Source organism: Streptomyces sp. CB02980 (assembly GCF_014451325.2).
Lineage (GTDB): Bacteria > Actinomycetota > Actinomycetes > Streptomycetales > Streptomycetaceae > Streptomyces.
Window position 1 is genome coordinate 620,220 of the sequence record NZ_JACSCH020000003.1, and the last position, 15,263, is coordinate 635,482.

The 15,263-nt window shown below is 71.1% G+C and carries 14 protein-coding genes, 1 tRNA gene and 1 other RNA gene; 6 read left to right on the forward strand and 10 right to left on the reverse strand.

The genetic code is table 11. From position 1 onward, the window contains the following. Window positions 1-50: 50 nt before the first annotated feature. From E0F75_RS09800 to E0F75_RS09810, 3 genes are all read right to left on the reverse strand, one after another. On the reverse strand, window positions 51-1,109 hold the full coding sequence (locus E0F75_RS09800; protein ID WP_187622078.1) for an aldo/keto reductase: 1,059 nt from the start codon (window positions 1,107-1,109) through the stop codon (window positions 51-53). Window positions 1,110-1,272: 163 nt separating this feature from the next. Next, a complete protein-coding gene (locus E0F75_RS09805) occupies window positions 1,273-2,187 on the reverse strand; it encodes an alpha/beta fold hydrolase (RefSeq protein WP_187622079.1) in 915 nt (304 codons plus the stop codon). Window positions 2,188-2,201: 14 nt separating this feature from the next. Then, the gene (locus tag E0F75_RS09810) at window positions 2,202-3,176 is read right to left on the reverse strand and encodes a DUF5937 family protein (RefSeq protein ID WP_187622183.1); all 975 of its coding nucleotides are present in this window, start codon (window positions 3,174-3,176) and stop codon (window positions 2,202-2,204) included. A gap of 188 nt (window positions 3,177-3,364) precedes the next feature. Between E0F75_RS09810 and E0F75_RS09815 the strand changes: the two genes are divergently transcribed. Further along, window positions 3,365-4,612: an MFS transporter gene (locus E0F75_RS09815; RefSeq protein WP_187622080.1), complete on the forward strand. Its 1,248-nt coding sequence runs from the start codon at window positions 3,365-3,367 to the stop codon at window positions 4,610-4,612. 9 nt (window positions 4,613-4,621) lie between these two features. Here E0F75_RS09815 and E0F75_RS09820 read toward each other — a convergent pair whose 3' ends face one another. From E0F75_RS09820 to E0F75_RS09835, 4 genes are all read right to left on the reverse strand, one after another. After that, complete coding sequence (locus tag E0F75_RS09820) at window positions 4,622-4,831, reverse strand: DUF4287 domain-containing protein (protein ID WP_187622081.1); 210 nt, start codon at window positions 4,829-4,831, stop codon at window positions 4,622-4,624. 91 nt (window positions 4,832-4,922) lie between these two features. Then, entirely contained in the window at window positions 4,923-7,175 is a 2,253-nt protein-coding gene (locus E0F75_RS09825; protein ID WP_187622082.1) for an FtsX-like permease family protein, read from the reverse strand. Beyond that, a complete protein-coding gene (locus E0F75_RS09830) occupies window positions 7,172-7,846 on the reverse strand; it encodes an ABC transporter ATP-binding protein (protein ID WP_187622083.1) in 675 nt (224 codons plus the stop codon). Before E0F75_RS09830 ends, E0F75_RS09825 begins: the two co-directional genes overlap by 4 nt. Before the next feature lie 58 nt (window positions 7,847-7,904). Next, window positions 7,905-8,312 (reverse strand): hypothetical protein, encoded by a 408-nt coding sequence (locus E0F75_RS09835; RefSeq protein WP_187622084.1) that lies wholly within the window; start codon window positions 8,310-8,312, stop codon window positions 7,905-7,907. 213 nt (window positions 8,313-8,525) lie between these two features. On the opposite strand from E0F75_RS09835, the gene E0F75_RS09840 reads away from it, so the two are divergent. After that, window positions 8,526-9,107: a hypothetical protein gene (locus E0F75_RS09840; RefSeq protein WP_187622085.1), complete on the forward strand. Its 582-nt coding sequence runs from the start codon at window positions 8,526-8,528 to the stop codon at window positions 9,105-9,107. 88 nt (window positions 9,108-9,195) lie between these two features. Here the strand turns inward: E0F75_RS09840 and E0F75_RS40395 are convergent, their stop codons facing one another. Both E0F75_RS40395 and E0F75_RS09850 read right to left on the reverse strand, forming a co-directional pair. Next, window positions 9,196-9,984: a VOC family protein gene (locus tag E0F75_RS40395; protein WP_187622086.1), complete on the reverse strand. Its 789-nt coding sequence runs from the start codon at window positions 9,982-9,984 to the stop codon at window positions 9,196-9,198. 114 nt (window positions 9,985-10,098) lie between these two features. Further along, complete coding sequence (locus E0F75_RS09850) at window positions 10,099-10,302, reverse strand: hypothetical protein (protein ID WP_187622087.1); 204 nt, start codon at window positions 10,300-10,302, stop codon at window positions 10,099-10,101. Between the two features lie 119 nt (window positions 10,303-10,421). Between E0F75_RS09850 and E0F75_RS09855 the strand changes: the two genes are divergently transcribed. Continuing rightward, on the forward strand, window positions 10,422-11,054 hold the full coding sequence (locus tag E0F75_RS09855; RefSeq protein WP_229312606.1) for a TetR/AcrR family transcriptional regulator: 633 nt from the start codon (window positions 10,422-10,424) through the stop codon (window positions 11,052-11,054). 69 nt (window positions 11,055-11,123) lie between these two features. Here E0F75_RS09855 and E0F75_RS09860 read toward each other — a convergent pair. After that, window positions 11,124-11,211: transfer RNA gene (locus E0F75_RS09860), tRNA-Ser, on the reverse strand. A 219-nt stretch (window positions 11,212-11,430) separates the two neighbouring features. On the opposite strand from E0F75_RS09860, the gene ffs reads away from it, so the two are divergent. The 3 genes from ffs to purD all read left to right on the forward strand — a co-directional run bounded on the left by ffs (window position 11,431) and on the right by purD (window position 15,216). Continuing rightward, window positions 11,431-11,529: signal recognition particle sRNA small type (ffs, locus tag E0F75_RS09865), an RNA gene on the forward strand. 224 nt (window positions 11,530-11,753) lie between these two features. Next, window positions 11,754-13,904, forward strand: a complete 2,151-nt coding sequence (locus E0F75_RS09870; RefSeq protein ID WP_187622088.1) for a DNA polymerase III subunit gamma and tau — start codon at window positions 11,754-11,756, stop codon at window positions 13,902-13,904. 61 nt (window positions 13,905-13,965) lie between these two features. Beyond that, window positions 13,966-15,216, forward strand: coding sequence for a phosphoribosylamine--glycine ligase (gene purD / locus E0F75_RS09875; protein ID WP_187622089.1), 1,251 nt, complete (start codon window positions 13,966-13,968; stop codon window positions 15,214-15,216). Window positions 15,217-15,263: the final 47 nt, after the last annotated feature.

Below are 15,263 nucleotides of genomic sequence, written 5' to 3' on the forward strand. Positions count from 1 at the left end.
CGTCACAGCCGTCACAACGGTCACAACGGTCACAACGGCACCAGGGAGCCCTACCCGGCCGCCCGCTCCTCCAACGGCCGCCGCCGCAGCGCGGGCTGGGTGAGGAAGGGCGGCTGCCAGGCGCCGTCCGCGCGGTAGAGGTTCGTGCCCGGCGGCACGATCGCGTCGATCCGGTCCAGGACCTCGTCCGTGAGGACGACGGGCGCGCCCTTCAGCAGACCCTCCAGCTGCTCCATCGTCCGCGGCCCGATGATGACGGAGGTCACGGCCGGGTGCGAGGCGGCGAAGGCGAGGGCGAGCTCGGGCAGGGAGCAGCCGATCTCGTCGGCGAGGGCGATGAACTCCTCGACGGCGTCGAGCTTGGCGGCGTTGCCGGGGAGCGCCGGGTCGAAGCGGTGCGGGGTGAGCGCGGCGCGCCCGCGGGTGAGGTCGATCGGCTGCCCCTTGCGGTACTTGCCGGTGAGGAAGCCGGAGGCGAGCGGAGCCCAGGTCAGGACGCCCATCCCGTACCGCTGGGCGACGGGCAGGACGGAGGCCTCGACGCCCCGTGCGAGCAGCGAGTACGGCGGCTGCTCGGAGCGGAAGCGGCGCAGGCCGCGCCGTTCGGCGACGGCATGGGCCTCGACGATCTCCTCGGCGGGGAACGTGGAGCAGCCGAATGCCCGGATCTTGCCCTGGCCGACGAGGTCGCCGAGGACGTCGAGGGTCTCCTCGATGTCCGTGCGGTGGTCGGGCCGGTGGACCTGGTAGAGGTCGATCCAGTCGGTGCCGAGCCGCTTGAGGCTGTTCTCGACGGCCCGGGTGATCCAACGACGGGAGAGACCACCCCGGTTGGGGCCCTCGCCGCCGACGGGGAAGTACACCTTGGTGGCGAGGACGGTCGCGTCCCGCCGGCTGGAGTCGCGCAGTGCCTTGCCGACGATCTCCTCGGACTCGCCGGAGGAGTACATGTCGGCGGTGTCCACGAAGTTGATGCCCCGGTCGAGGGCGGCGTGGATGACACGTATGGAATCCGCGTGGTCAGGATTGCCGACGGCGCCGAACATCATCGTGCCGAGGCAGTACGTACTTACTTCGAACCCGGTCCCGCCGAGTACCCGATAGCGCATGGGCGCACTCTAGGAATTCGAGTGCACTCCAAGGCAAGGGCATGAGTGCGGCGCCCTGGACCGCCGTGGCCGACGGAGGCCGACGGAGGCAGACGGAGGCAGACGGAGGGCCTACGGAGGCTCGACGGAGGTCCGATGGAGGCGGCCCTGACGCCCCGACGCCCTAAGCCGCCGTGGGTCGGCCCGTCGGAGGAGACGTGGCGCCGCCGTCCGCAAGGAAGCCGACGATCAGCCGGTGCAGGACCCCGGGCCGCTCCAGGTGCACGTCGTGGCCGGTGCCGGGCAGGCTGGTGCCGTGCAGCGCGGGCCGGCGGCGGACCATCTCCGCGTACTCCTCGCTGCCGATGATCCCGCCGTGTTCGCCCTGACCGAGGACCACGAGGGTGGGGCAGGTGATGGCGGCCCACTCGTCCCAGAAGGCGCGGGTGGCGTTCTCGTCGAGGGACCGGACCATGACCTCGGGGTCGAAGCGCGGCCACAGCCCGTCGGCCCGCTCCTCGAGCCCGCGTGCCCAGCCCTCGCCGACGGAGTCCGTGCCGCCGCCGAGGTACGCGACGGCCGCCGCCCGTGAGGGGAACGGCACCGGCCAGGCCCGCAGCCAGCCGCCGATCTGTTCCTGGACGCCGGGGTTCGCCCCGTCGGGCCCGGCCTCGACGAGGACGACGGCGCGCGGCAGATCGGGGTGGGCGGCGGCGGTGAGGAGAGCGGTGCTCCCGCCCAGCGACTGTCCGATCAACACGGGCCGATCGAGCCCGAGTCGATCGATGACGGCGACGACATCGGCGACGTACGCGGCCCGCGAGACGTCCCCGTCCGAGGGGTTCCGGTCGCTGCCGCCGTGCCCGCGCTGGTCGAGGGCGACGACGCGATGGCCGGAGTCCCGAAGGAGCCGGGCCGTGGCGTCCCACTCGCCGGCGTGCCCGGCGAGCCCGTGGAGGAGGAGTACGTCGCCCCCTGAACCGCCCCGGTCGCCCCGGTCGCCCCGGTTGCCCCGGTCGCCCCAGTCGCGACAGGAGAGCCGCACGCCGTCACGGATCACGAACCGCTCTGACCAGGAGGGACTGGAGGGGGATGTCATCCCTCCATGATCCCCTACGGGTTGAGGAGCTGATCGGCGACGGTGGTACGGGCGTAGAGGACGGAGCGCCCGCTGCGGTGGGCGGTGACGAGGCCGGCGTTGCGCAGGGCGATGAGGTGCTGGGAGACGCCGGCGGCTGACAGGCCGCAGTGGGCGGCGAGTTGGGTGGTCGACGCCGGGGTGTCGAGCTCGGTGAGGAGCAGGGTGCGGGAGCGCCCGAGAACGGCGGCGACGGCCTCGGTGGCATCTGCGGTACGGGGCTCCCAGACGGCACCGAAGCCCCTGGCCGGGTAGGCGAGCTGAGGCGGATCGGGGTGGACGGACCGGGTGAGGACCCGGGGCCAGGCGAACACGGAGGGGACGAGCAGCAGCCCGGACCCGGCCTGGTCGCGACTGAGCGCACAGTGCCGCCGTACGAGCCGCAGGGTGCCGTCGTCCCACCGCACGGTCTCGTGGAGCTCGCTCAGCACCCGCGCCGAACCGTGCTCGGCGACCTGCCGCGCCCGATGGAAGACATCGGCCTCCAGGACGTGCTGGATCCGGGCCCAGTAGGGGGCGAGGGCGAGCTCCCAGTAGGCCTCGATCTCGTCGACGACCTTACGGAGAACGGCGGGAGGATCGTCGTGCAGCAGCCGAAGCCGGTCGAGGTGCGCACCTCCGGCCAAGGTGCGGAGATCGTCCCGGACCTGCTCGACGGGCGTGCGGAGAACGGCGTCGAGCTCGGTGTCGAGGGTGGGGAAGGGCCCGGCGGGGGTGGGGTTGAGGAAGTCGGCGAGGTAGCCGTGCGCGGGGACGAGCGCGGCGAGCCACCCGCGATCGAGCCCGGCCCGCACGATCCGGGGCCGGACCTGGGCGACCCAGCGCCGATGGGGACCGGAGTCGGGCCGGCCGACGAGGACGCGGAAGCTGGTGACGACCTCCCACATGGGGGAGACGGCGAAACGGGTCTGGGCGAGGTCGGCGGCGGAGAAACTGAGCCCGGATTCCAAGGGGTCCACGTCCTAGAGTCCACAAGCGCGGGTGGGAGGAGCCGATGGGGTTCGGCGATCGGATGCGGCGAGGCGATCGGGTTCGGTGATCGGGCTCGGCGATCTGATTCGGTGATCTGATGCGGCGATTGGATTCGGCCAGAGCTTAATCAATGGAGGTGGAGGCGTGGCGGGGGCAACCTCGTCGCATGCCCACTCTCACTGCGTCGTCCCTCATCCCGTCCTCCTTCCGAGACCTGCCACCCGTCGTATGGACGATCTTCGCGGGAACGATCGTCAACAGGCTCGGCTACCTCGTGACGCCGTTCCTGATCTTCTTCCTGGCCGCGCGCGGAGTGACGGGCGCGGAGACCTCGTACGTCCTGGGAGCCCTGGGCGCGGGCAACCTCCTGGGCCCGGCCGTGGGCGGCATCCTGGCCGACCGGATCGGGCGCCGCCCGACGATGCTGATCGGCCTGATCGGAGCGTCGGCGGCGCAGGGCGCGCTGTTCCTGGCCCCCGGCGTGTGGACGATGGCGGCGGCGGCGCTGCTGATCAGCGCGGCGGGCAGCACGGTCTCGCCGGCGGCGTACGCGCTCCTCGCGGACGCGGTGGACAGCGAGCGGCGCCGCCGCGCGTACGCCCTGTTCGGCTGGGGAGTGAACATCGGCACGGCGGTGGCGGGAGTCCTCGGCGGCTACCTGGCGGCGCGGGGCTACTGGCTGCTGTTCGCGGTGGACGCGGGTTCGATGCTGGCGTACGCACTGGTGGTGGCGGTCCGTCTGAAGGACGGCCCGAGCACGCCGGACAAGCCGGGGGAGAAGCCCCGGGAGAAGGACCCCCAGGAGAAGAAGGACGGCATCGGCTACGGAGTGGTCCTCCGGGACCGCCTGGCCATGCTCCTGCTCCCCCTCTTCGGAGTGCAGCTCTTCGTGTACTCGCTGACCGAGGTGGCCCTCCCGCTTGCGGTCCACGACAGTGGCCTGTCGCCGGCGGTGTACGGGGCGATGGCGGCGGTCAACGCGATCCTGGTGGTGGGGCTGCAGCCGTTCGCGACGGCGAGGCTGTCGAGGTTCCCGCAGCTGGCGGTGCAGGGCGCGGGCGGCACGCTGATCGCGGGTGGAGTGGCGCTGACCGGGCTGGCGGACGGCGTCGCGGGCTACACGGTGTCGGTCGTGGTCTGGTCCCTGGGCGAGGTGGTGGTGGCGGGCATCGCCGCGGGCGTGGTCGCCAACCTGGCCCCGGCGCACGCACGGGGCCGCTACCAGGGCGCCTTCAGCTGGACGTGGGGGCTGGCGCGCTTCGCGGCGCTCACGCTGGGGGTGGCCACGTACACGACGCTGGGCCCGTCGGTGCTGTGGTGGACGGCCCTGGTGGCGGGCACCGCCGCGGCGGTGGCCACGGCGGCGCTGACGACGAGGGTGAACGCCCGCGCGGCCCACGAACTGGCGGCGTGAAGCCGGGGGCTACTTCCCCTCGGCGAGGGTGTGGGCCACGAGCGCGTTGGCGTGCCCGTGGCCAAGGCCGTGCTCGGCCTTCAGCCAGGAGACGAGCTCCATGTGCTTGGTGAGCGGCGAGGAACGGATGAGGTCCTGCCACTCGGAGATCGGCCGGCCGTGCTTCTTCTCGATGGAGGGGAAGTAACTGGCGGGCCCTTTGACGATGTTCTCGGCCATGGGGAGTCTCCGGGGTGGGTGAGGGCGGGCAACGGCGTACGTACGCCCATGCAGACCCTCACCCCATCGAAAACTCATCGGAGCCGCAAGATCAATCCCGCCGAATGTGCTCGGGGTCGACGTGCCGCCGCACCATGGGCACGGAGGCGAGCGCGGCGACGAGCAGGACGCCCAGGGCGCAGGCGAGCAGCAGGGGCAACCCCTCCCAGTCCCAGTGCACGGCGCCACCCCCGGTGATCAGATAGCTGGACTCGGCAAGCCACCCGGCAACGATGGCACCCCCCAGCCCCACGACAAGCGGCAACAACACCTGCATGACCTGCACCCCCCGCAACGTCCCGGCCCGAGCCCCCAAAAGCGCCAGCGCGGTCACCTGCCCCCGCCGCTCCATGGCCCGATCGGCCACAGACACCACGAACGCAGCCACCCCGATGACAAGCCCGAGCACCATCCCGACGGCAAGCAGACTCCGAATGACGGTGAGCTGAGCAAGCGAGTCGATGACGATCCCGACGGGCTCGACGGGGGAGGTGGGCGCGATGGCCCCGATGCCGTCGAGCACGGAGCGGATGGTGGCGGGGTCGGAGTCGCTGACGAGGGTGAGGGTGCCGGCGGAATCGGCGAGGGGGGAGGGAAGGAGGGAAGGAGGGATGATCAGAGTGCCTGAGTCGAAGACGGACAGGTCCCAGGGACGCACGTCAATCTGCTCGCGAGGCACGGTGAAAACACCTCTCTGGCCGTTCCTCAGCGCGAAGGGGTACTGCTCTCCGGCCTTCGGGTCGTATCTGAGGGGCGCGCGTTGGTCCCGTAGTGACATGACCTTGTTGTCCACACATCCCGTGGCCCGCTGCGTGGACGCGGCGAGCTGCGCGCAGGTGGCGACTACGAGGTCGGCACGGGGCACGTCGGTGCCGTCCAACGGATCCCAGGAGCTGTACGAGACCACCTGCGTCCGTACACCCGACACGCCGGCCAGTGCCTTTCGTTGTGTCGGCTCGAGTTGGTCCAGGCGGATGCTGTACTCCTGAAGAGGCGCAGTCGGCCGACTGACCTGGTCCAGCTCAATGAGCACGCCCTGGGTCAGAGAGGCCCCGAACACCAGCAGCACCAGCCCGGTGGCGACCCTCAGCGAGGACCCGGGGTCGACCTCGGTCCGCCGCATCGCCAAGGCCACCGGGAGCGATTTTGCCGCCCCGGCCAGTCGTCGAGCCAGCCACGCTGTGATGGGTGCCAGCCCGAAGACCAGCCCTGCACCAGTCAACAACACGGCGCCGGGCACCAGCAGAGAACTGGCCGATCCCCCGGATGGGTCCCGCCCCGCGACGCTGAGCACGCAGTACCCACCGATGATGCCCAGTCCTGGCACGAGAAGCAGCGTCCCGAACTTCCTCGGAGGCTTGCGATCCCCGGTTCGTCGCACACTGATGGGGGACATGGCAGCCCGCCGTGCGCTGAACTGCCCGACGAACCATGCGAGCGCCGGGCATCCCAGCAGACACAGGGCAAGGGTCTCCCCGGTGGGCCTGCCGTCGGCGGGATACCAGTGCAAGCCTGGCAGCCCGACCCGAGCCATGATCTCGTTGACCCCGAGATATCCCACGACCCCGATCACGGCCCCGGTTGATGCAGCGGCGACACTCTCGCCGGCGTTGACCCGCAGGGTGTCCTTCATGCTGAGCCCGACGAGCCGGAGGGCGGCGAGCCGCCGGGCACGCGATTCTCCAGAGAGTCGGGCGCAGACGGAAAGGAAAATGACGAGCGGGAGCAGCACGATGCACCCGAGGGTGAAACGCAGGATGTTGAGGGTCGATGGTTCGACGATCTGCCGCCAGGACCGTCCGATGCCGAAGCCACCCAACTCTTCCGATTCGGTCAACTCGGCTGGGGTGGTTCCAACGTAGGCGTACAGGTCGTTGCTATCGCCCAATCCCTCTGGCGCGATCATGCCCGTCACCCGGCCCGGAACAAGGCCCGCTGTTTGCGGATTGGCAGCCAGGATCGCACCTAGCCTCGGCGAAACGATCGCCTCGCCGGCACCGGGAAGCTTGCCGATTCCCGGGGGCACGGGAGTCGGCCCAGGACCTGTTCGTGCGACAAAGACCCTATGGAGTGGCTGTGACCCGTACGGCCCGCGAAGTTCCTGGTAGAGGACGTTACTTGTGCCTGGTCGCGGTTCGCGGGCGGCTGTGCGAGCGTCGTGCGCGGCGAGGATCGACGGAATGGTGAGGACTGCGGCAAGACATGCCACTCCGAGTGCCGAGCCCAGCGCCATCAGAAGGAAGCGAACCCGCCCCCGACGCCCGCTTCCCCATAACAGGCGCAATCCGAGGGCGAACGCATTCACACCGTCACCCGCTGGGCCAGAACACCATCCGACATCGTGTACTGCGTATCAGCCCGCGCGGCGACGTCGGCATCGTGAGTGACGATGACGACAGCCGTCTTTTGTCTGCGCGCCAGCTGAAGGAACTCCTCCAACACAGCTGCCGCGTTGGCACTGTCGAGTGCCCCGGTCGGCTCATCCGCGAACACCACGTCAGGCCGGTGGACCAGAGCCCGTGCGACCGCAACACGCTGACTCTGGCCCCCGGACAGCTTTGAGGTCCTGCGCCGCAACAGATCACCCATCCCGAGCCGGCCCAGTACCTGCGCGGCTACGGCGTGGGCATGCACCTTGCTGATGCCGGCGAGCCGGAGGGGTAGGGCTGCGTTCTCTTCGACGGTCAGTTCGGGCAGCAACTCCCCGTACTGAAAGACGAACCCGAGACGGGTGCGGCGCAGGGCACTCAGTTCACCGTCGGGGAGGCTCGAGAGCTGGATTCCGTCGAAGGTCACGGTGCCGTTGGTCGGTGGCAGAACCCCCGCGAGGCAGTACAGCAGCGACGACTTCCCCGACCCGCTGCTGCCCATGATGGCGGCCACCTCGCCGCGCTTGAGCATGAAATCCGCGCTACTGACGGCCTGCTCAGTGCCGTAGAAGAGATCCACGCCGTCGGCGCGGAGGATGGTTTCCATCGTGGTGCGCTCCATGAGGATGGGGGGCCGCTTGGTTCGCGACCCCCGGAACCATTGACTACTTCCGCGAGACCAGACGCTCCCGTGAGCAGTAGTCAGGTCGCAAGGAGCCGCGGTCGAGGCAAACCTGCATACGTACTTCCTTGGTCTTCAGGACAGCGCCGTCGGTGTAGACCTTGTCGACCTTCAAGTCACCCCTCTGGACACCCTTCAGGTCACCCCACGGGTATTCCTCGACCTTGACGCGGAGGTAGACGTTATGCCCGTCATTGTCGTTCTCGTCCCGCAGCTCGCCCTTCACGTGAAGACCGCTCGGAGCCTTGGTCGTGGGTTGCCAGGCGTACGTGCCGACGAACGCAACACCTGGCGTCCGCATGACCAGTTTGTGAGTCGAACTCGCCACCGCCGCCCCCATCCCCCCGAAGAACAGCCCCGCGGCCACCACCGCCGTAGCCAACTTCCTCATCGATAACCCCTGTTTGGTCGTGCCGACTGGTCATCACAGAAAGTATCGGCATCACTACACACCGGTAGTCGCAGTAACGTCCCTCCCTCCCATCACCCCCCGATCCAGTGAATGAGGCCGTTCTGGGGGACCCCAGGTCCACCCCCACCCCGTAGGAGTGATCACCGGTGCGCCTCCGTGAAGGCGTACGGCGGCAGCCCCAAAGATGCGCGCATGCGCCTTTCCCCCTCCCCCTCCTCCTCCCCTTCCGTCACGCTTCGCCGCGCCCTTCTCCCCTTCGTCGCCGCCGTCGCCCTCCTCGGGACCGCCGGTTCCGCCGGTGCCGGTGCCGTCGAGGCGTGTGGGTCGGTCATCACCGCCCCGCTCGCACGGCCCGTGTCCGCCGACGACCCCTGTCCCAGCACCGACCCCGTGGTGTGCCGGATCCGTGTGCTGCCGATGGACGAGAAGGTCGAGGCCCAGCGGACCCGGATGCGGTACCACGGGCTCCTTGAGGACATGCACCGCACGGAGGCCGCCATGCGTGAGGCGGGTGCCACGGACGAGGAGATCGCCCGTGAGCTGGTCGACATGCGGAACCAGGCCAAGGAGATCACCCGCGCCGGCATGACCCCGGAAGAGGTCCGGATCCTCGAGCAGCGGAACATCGCCAAGTACGGCAACCCGCTCGGCCCCACCGCGGACCAGCTGTACGTCAAGTACGGCTCCTGGCAGCAGGTGATCGACGCGTCGATGCGTACCAGCTACGCCGTCGACCGCGAACTCAGCCTCGAGTACCGCCCCTGCCCCGTGTAGGCACACACGCACACACGCACACACGAACGCCGGTGGGCCGGGACGCCAACGCGTCCCGGCCCACCGGCGTTCACGGAGAAGTGCGCCGTCACACGGCCCAGGGCAGCACCCGCGTGCCCTCCGTCCCCGGAACCGTCGCGTACCCGTCCGCCCGCATCGCGACATGCGCCTCCGCCGCCTCGGGCGCGTGGACCCGGCGCACCACGTCCGGCGGCAGGACCACGGTCCGGCCGGCCGCGACCTTCTCGGTGCGGCCCCCGCAGGTGACCTCCAGGGTGCCGCTGGTGACCGTCCACACCTGTTCGCGGCTGATGGTGTGCTCGGGCCCGGTCGCCCCCGCGGCCATCTCCACCGTCCAGGTGCTGAGTTCGGCGCTGCCCCGGCTCGGCGCGGCGAGGCCGGTCATCGTGGCGTTGGGGGAGACCGTGACGGACTCGGGCGACGGGGTGATCACCTGCACCGCGGGTGCCTCCTCTTCGACGGGGCCGGGATCGGCGGAGGGCGTGACCCACTCGACCAACTGGACCACGACGCCGTTGGGGTCGGTCAGCTGGAACAGCCGCTCTCCCCACGGCTCTTCGCGCAGCGGCATCGTGATGGGAGCGCCCTCGGCCCGCAGCCGGGCCTCTTCCGCCGCGAGGTCGGTGACGGTGAACGCCAGGATCAGGCCCGCGGCCTGCTGGTCGCGCTGCTCGGGCGGGAGTACGTCCGTACCCCGGCGCAGCAGCACGATGTCGACGGCGGCGTCCTCGCGGGTCAGCGAGGCGAACCCGTCGGCGGCCATGGCCACCTGGTAGCCGAGGTGGGTGGTGAGGAACTCCCGGGAGGCGTCCACGTCGGCGACGGTGAGGGAGAGTGTGGAGGTAGAGACGTTCACGGCGGCTCCTCAGGAAGCGGATCAGTGGATCAGCGGATCGGTAAGTCGGGTCGGCAGGTCGGCAGGTCAGTAGGTCGGCGGGCGTACAGGCGCGCAGCGCCTGGCCGTCCCGTCTCAGTACGTGCGGCGCGGTGCCTGGATCCGGTTGCGGGCCTCGCTGCGGCCCGCACGCGGCAGCTCGCGGGGCGGGGGGCGCCGGGTGGTGGGCGCCGGCCCGGTGTCCTGGGCGGCTGCGCCGAGCTTGGCGGTGCCGGTGAACGCGGTACTGAAGGCGGTACTGATGGCGGTACTGAACGCGGCGGGGTCCTGCTTCGGCATACGCGGCTTCTTCCCTTGGGCTTAACGTTCCATGGGGCGATTTTTGCAACGGACGTAACTTTACGCACGGCCGCGCGAGTGCGTCAAGGATATTTTTACGTCGCATGTAAGATTCGCTCATGGGTACCGAGAGCATGGGACTCCGCGAGTCCAAGAAGCAGGAGACCAGGCAGCTGATCTCCGACCACGCCACCCGCCTCTTCATGGAGCAGGGCTTCGAGCAGACGACCATCGCCGAGATCGCCACGGCGGCCCGCGTCGCCAAGAAGACGGTCACCAACTACTTCCCGCGGAAGGAGGACCTGGCCCTCGACCACCACGAGGCGTTCACCGCGACCCTGGCCCGCGCGGTCGCCGACCGGGCCGCGGGCGAGTCGCCGCTCGCCGCGCTGCGCCGCGAGTTCACCGCCGCGGTCGAGACGTGCGACCCCGTCGCGGGCTTCGCCGGCCCGGAGTTCGCCCGCATGATCGCCGAGAGCCCCACCCTGAGCGCCCGCCTGCGCGAACTTCACGACCTGCGCGAGGAGGCCCTCGCCGAGGCCCTGACGGCCGTCGTCCCCGCCCAGGCCCCGGCCATCGCCCCCCGGGCTGCCGCGGCACTCCTCGGCGCCGCTCACCGCCTGCTGTTCCAGCGCATCCAGGAGCTCACCCTCGCCGGGGAGCCCAACGCCCGGATCGCGGCCGTCGTGGCCCCGGAGGCGGCGTACGTCTTCGATCTCCTCGAAGCCGGCCTCCGCGCCGGCGAGAGCTGACCGCCCCGGACAACGTCGAAGGCCCCGCTGCAAGCAGCGGGGCCTTCGACATCGTGCCCGGTGAGGCACTGGCGGAGGATACGAGATTCGAACTCGTGAGGGGTTGCCCCCAACACGCTTTCCAAGCGTGCGCCCTAGGCCACTAGGCGAATCCTCCGCGGCGAACATTACATGACCGGAGAGGGTGCTCGCGAACTCGATCCTGGTGGGGGGTGGTGAGGTGCCCGGCGAGGTCTCCGGCCACCTGTCCGGTGACATCTCCGGCCACCTGTCCGGCGACATGTCGGTGAGGTGTCCGGTGAGGTGTCCGGTGCGGTGGTCCGGCGGGGAGCCGGGGGCGCGGGGCTTCGGGGGGTTCGCCATCGGGTACTCTGGGCGAAGCCCCTCACGCGGTGCTATCTGACTGAACTCCCCCAGGGCCGGAAGGCAGCAAGGGTAGGTCGGCTCTGGCAGGTGCGTGGGGGGCGCTTGCGTTCCCGTACGAGTCCGTTCCCGTACGAGTCCGTTCCCGCGCGAGTCCGCTCCCGTACGAGGCGGAGGCCGGGCGGAGGCCGGGCGGCGGCAGCGGCGGAGGACCGGGGCGGTACCCGGCTCCGGCGGTAGCGGCAAAGACCGCGGCAGTACCCGGGGCGGTCGCCGAGGTGGTGGCCGGTGGCGGTTTTTCCCGGGTTGTCGGTGGGCGCCTATAACCTCGTACATGTGTCGTCTCTCGCGCTCTACCGCCGCTATCGCCCCGAGTCCTTCGCCGAGGTCATCGGGCAGGAGCATGTCACCGACCCGTTGCAGCAGGCCCTGCGGAACAACCGGGTCAATCACGCGTACCTGTTCAGCGGGCCCCGCGGCTGTGGCAAGACGACCAGTGCGCGCATTCTCGCGCGGTGTCTGAACTGCGAGCAGGGGCCCACGCCCACGCCCTGCGGGGAGTGCCAGTCCTGCCGTGACCTCGCGCGGAACGGGCCGGGGTCGATCGACGTCATCGAGATCGACGCCGCCTCGCACGGTGGTGTGGACGACGCCCGTGACCTGCGCGAGAAGGCCTTCTTCGGGCCCGCGTCGAGCCGGTACAAGATCTACATCATCGACGAGGCCCACATGGTCACCCCGGCGGGCTTCAACGCCCTGCTGAAGGTGGTCGAGGAGCCGCCGGAGCACCTCAAGTTCATCTTCGCCACGACCGAGCCCGAGAAGGTGATCGGGACGATCCGGTCCCGGACCCACCACTACCCCTTCCGGCTCGTCCCGCCCGGCACCCTGCGGGAGTACCTGCGTGACGTCTGCGGGCGCGAGGGCATCCCCGTCGAGGACGGCGTGCTGCCGCTCGTCGTGCGTGCCGGCGCCGGTTCCGTGCGTGACTCGATGTCCGTCATGGACCAGCTCCTCGCCGGAGCCGCCGCCGACGGTGTGACCTACACCATGGCCACCTCCCTGCTCGGCTACACGGACGGCTCGCTGCTCGACGCGGTCGTGGAGGCCTTCGCCGCCGGTGACGGCGCCGCCGCGTTCGAAATCGTCGACACGGTCATCGAGGGCGGCAACGACCCGCGCCGCTTCGTCGCCGACCTCCTGGAGCGGCTGCGCGACCTGGTGATCCTGGCCGCCGTGCCCGACGCCGCCGAGAAGGGGCTCATCGACGCCCCGGTCGACGTGATCGAGCGCATGCAGGCGCAGGCGTCCGTGTTCGGTGCCGCCGAGCTCAGCCGGGCGGCCGACCTGGTCAACACCGGTCTGACCGAGATGCGGGGCGCCACCTCGCCCCGGCTCCAGCTGGAGCTGATCTGCGCACGGGTGCTGCTGCCCGCCGCCTTCGACGACGAGCGCTCCGTGCAGGCGCGCCTCGACCGGCTGGAGCGCGGTGCGGCCACCGGGCCCGCGCCCGTCTTCACGCCCGGAGCGCCCACGCCCGCCATGGGGTACGTCCCCGGGCCCGACGCCCACACGCCGATGGCCCCGCCCCCGCCGGCCCCCGCCCCGGCTCCCGCTCCCATGCCCGTACAGGCTCCGCCGCAGGCCGCACCGGCACCAGCACCGACGCCCGCGCCCGCACCGGAGCCGGTTCACGCGCAGCCCTCCGCCCCCCGCCCCGGTGCCTGGCCCGGTGCCGCCACCCCCGGCGGTGGCGCACCCGGCGCCTGGCCCGGTGCTTCCGCGCCCGCCGCGCCGGCCCCGGCCGCCCCCGCTCCCGTACACGCGCAGCCCGCGCCGCAGGCCCCCGCGCCCGCCGCCTCGGGCGGCGGCGGTGACATCGCCCAGGTGCGCAACCTCTGGCCGCAGATCCTCGACGCCGTGAAGAACCGGCGCCGCTTCACCTGGATCCTGCTCAGCCAGAACGCGCAGGTCGCGGGCTTCGACGGCACGACCCTCCAGCTCGGCTTCCTCAACGCCGGAGCCCGCGACAACTTCGCGAGCAGCGGCAGCGAGGACGTCCTGAAGCAAGCCCTCGCCGAGCAGTTCAACGTGAACTGGAAGATCGAGGCGATCATCGACCCCTCGGGCGGCGCCTCGCCGCCGCCCGCCGCGACCGGCTTCGGCGGATCGGGCGGAACCGGGGGCTTCAGCCGCCCGCAGGCGGCCGCCCCCGCTCCGTCCTTCCAGCAGGCCCCGCCGCCCGCCTCCGTGCAGCCGCAGACGCAGTCCGCACCCGCGTCGGGCCCCGCGCCCTCCTCCTTCCAGCAGGCCCCGCCGCCCGCCTCCGCACCCGCGTACGCGCCCCCCGCGCCGCAGCCCGTGGCGCCCGAGGACGACGTGCCGGAGGAGGACGATCCGGACCTCGTCGACTCCGCCCTCTCCGGGCACGACCTGATCGTGCGCGAGCTCGGAGCCACGGTTGTGGAGGAATACACGAACGAGTAGGGGCGTCTCGTTCAGTGGCCCGCACAAGGTGCATCCCGGTCGTCGGGCTACTCTGACTGGCGTGAAGGTCCTCGTCATCGGCGGCGGCGCCCGCGAACACGCCCTGTGCCGCTCTCTCTCCCTCGATCCCGACGTCACCGCTCTGCACTGCGCGCCCGGCAACGCCGGAATCGCGGAGGTCGCCGAGCTGCACCCCGTCGACCAGCTGGACGGCGACGCCGTCGCGCGCCTCGCCACCGAGCTCGGCGCCGGCCTGGTCGTCGTCGGCCCGGAGGCTCCGCTCGTCGCGGGTGTCGCCGACGCAGTCCGCGCGGTCGGCATCCCCGTCTTCGGCCCGTCGCGGGAAGCGGCGGAGCTGGAGGGCTCCAAGGCGTTCGCCAAGGACGTCATGGCCGGCGCCGGGGTGCCCACCGCCCGCAGCTACGTCTGCACGACCCCGGAGGAGATCGACGAGGCGCTCGACGCCTTCGGCGCTCCGTACGTCGTGAAGGACGACGGCCTCGCCGCCGGCAAGGGCGTCGTCGTCACCGACGACCTCGCGCAGGCACGGGCCCATGCGCTCGCGTGCGACCGGGTGGTCATCGAGGAGTTCCTCGACGGCCCCGAGGTCTCCCTCTTCGCCATCACCGACGGCACCACCGTCCTCCCGCTCCAGCCCGCGCAGGACTTCAAGCGCGCGCTCGACGACGACGAGGGCCCGAACACCGGCGGCATGGGCGCCTACTCGCCGCTGCCCTGGGCCGACCCGAAGCTGGTCGAGGAGGTCCTCGCGACCGTCCTCCAGCCGACGGTCGACGAGCTGCGCCGCCGCGGCACGCCGTTCTCCGGCCTGCTGTACGCGGGTCTGGCGATCACCAGCCGCGGCGTCCGGGTCATCGAGTTCAACGCCCGCTTCGGCGACCCCGAGACGCAGGTCGTCCTGGCCCGGCTCCGCACCCCGCTGGCCGGCGTCCTGCTGAACTCCGCCAACGGCACCCTGGACGACCAGGCCCCGCTGAGCTGGAGCGACGACGCCGCGGTCACCGTGGTCATCGCCTCGCACAACTACCCGGAGACCCCGCGTACGGGCGACCCGATCGAGGGCCTCGCCGAGGTCGCCGAGAAGGACGCCCCGCTCGCGTACGTGCTGCACGCCGGGACGAAGCGGGACGGCGACGCGATCGTCAGCGCGGGCGGCCGCGTCCTGTCGGTCACCGCGACCGGAACGGACCTGGCGCAGGCCCGCGAGCGCGCCTACGCGGCGGTCGGCCGTATCCGCCTTGACGGCTCCCAGCACCGTACGGACATCGCGCGGAAGGCCGCCGAGGCCTGACGGGGCCGCTGATTTCTCGCGCGGCCGTGCGGTGGATCGTACGGCCG